Genomic DNA, 3847 nt, shown 5'->3' with positions numbered 1-3847 from the left:
GTCGGCCGCACCGAGGGTGCGGCCGACGGCCCACGGGCAGGCATGGCCGATTCGAACAGGTGTTCGATATGCTCGGACCATGGACCCCGAGACCCGGCACGTGCGCAACAGGGAGCAGCCCGCGAGCGTGCCGGTCGCGCCGATGGGCGACGTACCGGTGATCGCGCGCGTGGTCTGGTCGGACGGGCTGGAGGAGTGGCGTCCCGCGCGCGCCGTGCGATGGACGCGCTCCCATGTGATGGTCGGTTGGCGCGAGGACCCCGATCCGTCGCCGCGTCGACGGTCCTCCGGGTCGTCGCGCGGGTCGTACCGCAGCGGGGACGGGACTCCGGGCGGAGCGGTTCCGGCGCCACCCGCAGAGCGCTGGGTGTGGTTGCGGGCCGCGGACGTCATGCGCTCGGTGAGCTGGCTGGTGGCCCCCGACCGGGTCCGGCGCTGAGCCCGCAGCGGCGTGCCGGCGCGGCGCCGTGCCGACGCGGGGCTGGCCCCCGCGCGGCGGTCCCGGAGGACGACGCGCACCCTCGGCTGTTGCACCGGCGTGGGGCCCGGACCACGATAGGAGCCCGCCCACCTGAGGACCTGGAGCGACGATGACCGGCACCGGCACCCGTGAGGACCCCTGGCAGCTCACCACCGCCCCGGGGTCCTCCTCCTACACGATGTACCGCGACGAGGAGGCCGAGCCCCCGGTGCTGGTGTGCCAGGTGGGCAGCACCCGTCTGACCTACCGGCTCCGGGCGATCGAGGACCTCGCGGCCTGGCTGCGCGAGCAGGGCGACTGGGTCCCCCTCGGCGCCGCCGACGAGAAGAAGGAACCAGCCGGGGGCACGGTCGAGGCCTGGGGCCGCTCCTCGGACAACCCCGTCGGAGGCTGGTACGGACTGCGGGCCGGGTACCGGGGCCGCTTCGGCATGTACCTCCCGCCGCTGCTCGAGGAGCTCGGGCTCGCCGAGCTCACCCACGAGGCCCGGAACAACAGCGTGCGGGCCCGGTGAGGATCGATCTCAACGCCGATGTCGGCGAGTCGCTCGGTCCCTGGCCGATGGGCGACGACGACACCCTGCTCACCCTGGTCTCCAGCGCGAACGTCGCCTGCGGGTTCCACGCCGGGGACCCGGCCACCGCCCGGCGCACCTGTCGTCGCGCTGCCGAGCTCGGGGTGCAGGTCGGCGCCCATGTCGGCTACCGGGACCTCACGGGTTTCGGCCGGCGCTTCGTCGACATGGACCCCGAGGAGCTGCGTGACGAAGTCATCTACCAGATCGGAGCGCTGACGGCGGTCGCGCGGGCGGCAGGAGCGGCCGTCCGGCACGTCAAGCCGCACGGCGCGCTGTACAACGCCATCGTGCATCACGAGGACCAGGCGGCGGCCGTCGTCGAGGCCGTCCTCGCGCTCGATGCAGGGTTGAGCCTGGTCGTGCTGCCGGGGAGCGCCGTGGCGCAGATCGCGGGGTCCCAGGGGGTCCCCGTCGTCCTGGAGGCCTTCGCCGACCGCGGCTACCTCCCCGACGGAACCCTCGTCCCGCGGACCTCGGCCGGCGCCGTCCTGCACGATCCCGATCTCATCGCGCGCCGCGTCGTCCGGATGGTCACGAGCGGAGAGGTCGAGGCGGTGGACGGGAGCGTGCTCGCCGTCGCGCCGGAGAGCATCTGCCTGCACGGCGACACCCCGGGCGCCGTGGACATCGCCCGTCGGGTGCGCGCCGCCCTCGACGCCGCCGGCGTGGTGGTGACGAGCGAGCGGTGAGAAACCGGGTGCGCCGGATGGGCGAGGAGGCCTGGCTCGTCGAGTGCGAGCCCCAGGAGGTCGCGGCCCTGGCAGCGGAGCTGCGCGAGCGACCCGTCGCAGGGCAGGTCTCCGTCCGCGTCGGCGCGCAGACGGTCCTCGTGCGGGTCCGGCGGGCCATGGCCGGACGGGCCGGGGAGGACTTGCGCCGACGTGAGCCCGGCACGCAGGTCGGGGGAGACCACCCTCGCCCCCTCCGCGAGATCGACGTCGTCTACGACGGTGCCGACCTCGCCCCACTCGCCGCCCTGCTCGACATGAGCGAGGAGGCGCTCGTGTCCCGGCACCAGACCGAGGACTGGACCGTGGCCTTCTGCGGCTTCGCCCCCGGGTTCGCGTACCTGCGAGGGTGGTCCCTCGACGTGCCCAGGCTCGACAGCCCACGCTCGGCGGTCCCGGCCGGATCGGTCGCGGTGGCCGGGGCCTTCAGCGCGATCTACCCGACGGCGTCGCCCGGAGGGTGGCGTCTGCTGGGTCGCACCGCTGCGGAGGTCTGGGACGTGGACCGTGACCCGCCAGCCCTTCTCGACACCGGTGACCGCGTGCGGTACCGGGCGGTGCGGGACGTGCTCGCCCTGCGGCAGGGGAGGGACGCCGGTTCCGGGGACAGACCGGCGGACGCGGCAGGGACGCCCACCCTGCGCACCACCGCTTCTGGCTCGACGGGGCTCACCGTCGTCGAGCCGGGTCCGCTGACCCTCCTGGAGGACCTCGGGCGCGGTGGTCTCGAGCACCTGGGCGTGTCGCCCTCCGGGGCCGCGGACTCCGCTGCGGCGCGGCTGGCGAACCGGCTCGTCGGCAACGAGCGCTCCGCCGCCCTGCTCGAGACCTTCGGTGGCCTGCGCCTGCGCGCGGATGCGGACCTCGTCGTCGCGGTCACGGGCGCGACGGTCGACGTCGTGAGCGCACTCTCCGCGTCGGACCGCGTCCCTGCCGTGGACGGGCAGCTCCGACCCGACGGGGCCGCGGACGAGGAGTCCCGGTGGTCCGTCGAGGTGCCGGTGCCCTGCGGGACGCCCTGGGCCGTGGCTGCGGGGGAGGAGCTGAGGATCGGGTATCCCGAGCACGGGCTGCGCGTCTACGTGGCCGTGCGTGGTGGCGTCGAGGTGCCCGTGGTGCTGGGCAGCCGGTCGACCGATGTGCTCGGCGGTCTGGGGCCTCCTGCGCTCGTCGCCGGGACGACGCTGCAGGTCGGCCGCGCCCGGGCAGCGGTCGCCCTGCCCGAGGTCGAGCTCGAGGCCGGGTCGCGTGGGCAGAGCACGGCCATCAGGGTCCTGCTCGGGCCGAGGGACGACGTGCTGGACGCGGACGGCCTCGCCGATCTCACCAGGGTCGCCTGGACCGTGTCGTCGACCTCCAACCGCGTCGGTGTCCGCCTGCACGGCGGACGGCTGGGACGGCACGTCCGGGAGGAGCTGCCGAGCGAGCCGATGGTGCCCGGCGCGATCCAGCTGCCGCCCTCGGGTGAACCGGTCATCCTGCTGCGGGACCACCCCGTCACCGGTGGGTATCCCGTGGTGGGCGTCGTGCTGGGTGCCGATCTCGACCGGCTCGCACAGGCCCGTCCGGGTGATCGGATCGAGCTGCTGGTCGTCCCCGAGGCGTGACCACGGCGGCGCCGGTGGAACAAGGGACCATCGGCGCAGATGGCCCAGCGTCGGCCGACCTAACCTGAAACTGTCTTTTGCACGGACATGTGGGTCGCGATGACGCAACCTCCTTCCGCCCCGACGCCCTGCGGCGTCGCCGCGCCGGATGCTGCCGACTCGGGCCTCTCGTCCGCGTCCGTCGCTCGTTCGCGCTCCCAGGGACAGACACGATGACCGTTGCACAGCCCCGCTTCCCCGGTATCCCCGTGGTCCTCAACGGCAACGGCGCCGTGGCCCACGTCATGAAGAACGTGTGCGGGGGAGTGATCGGGTACCCGATCACTCCGTCCACGGAGATCTCCGAGCTCTTCGAGGCCGCTCGTGCCGAGGGAAGCGTGAACGTCTTCGGACGCCATCCCTTCTTCTTCGAGACCGAGGGCGAGCACTCCGCGCAGAGCGGAGCTCTGGGCGC

5 protein-coding genes are annotated in these 3847 nt (G+C 73.9%); all 5 read left to right on the top strand.

Annotated features, from left to right (window positions below; translation table 11 throughout):
• Window positions 1-79: 79 nt before the first annotated feature.
• A complete protein-coding gene (locus ABWK99_RS14505) occupies window positions 80-439 on the top strand; it encodes a hypothetical protein (RefSeq protein WP_372595410.1) in 360 nt (119 codons plus the stop codon).
• 151 nt (window positions 440-590) lie between these two features.
• Entirely contained in the window at window positions 591-995 is a 405-nt protein-coding gene (locus ABWK99_RS14500; protein WP_372595409.1) for a DUF6855 family protein, read from the top strand.
• Window positions 992-1747, top strand: a complete 756-nt coding sequence (locus tag ABWK99_RS14495; RefSeq protein ID WP_372595408.1) for a LamB/YcsF family protein — start codon at window positions 992-994, stop codon at window positions 1745-1747. Before ABWK99_RS14500 ends, ABWK99_RS14495 begins: the two co-directional genes overlap by 4 nt.
• Window positions 1744-3393, top strand: coding sequence for a carboxyltransferase domain-containing protein (locus ABWK99_RS14490; protein ID WP_372595407.1), 1650 nt, complete (start codon window positions 1744-1746; stop codon window positions 3391-3393). The genes ABWK99_RS14495 and ABWK99_RS14490 overlap by 4 nt, the downstream gene beginning before the upstream one ends.
• A 212-nt stretch (window positions 3394-3605) precedes the next feature.
• Window positions 3606-3847: hypothetical protein (locus ABWK99_RS14485; RefSeq protein WP_372595406.1), on the top strand; the 242-nt coding region annotated here is incomplete at its 3' end.

Origin of the sequence: Actinotalea sp. (assembly GCF_041597215.1) — a bacterium.
Classification (GTDB): Bacteria; Actinomycetota; Actinomycetes; order Actinomycetales; family Cellulomonadaceae; genus Actinotalea.
The sequence above is the reverse complement of the archived record's forward strand: the minus strand, read 5'-3'. Positions and strand labels throughout refer to the sequence as shown.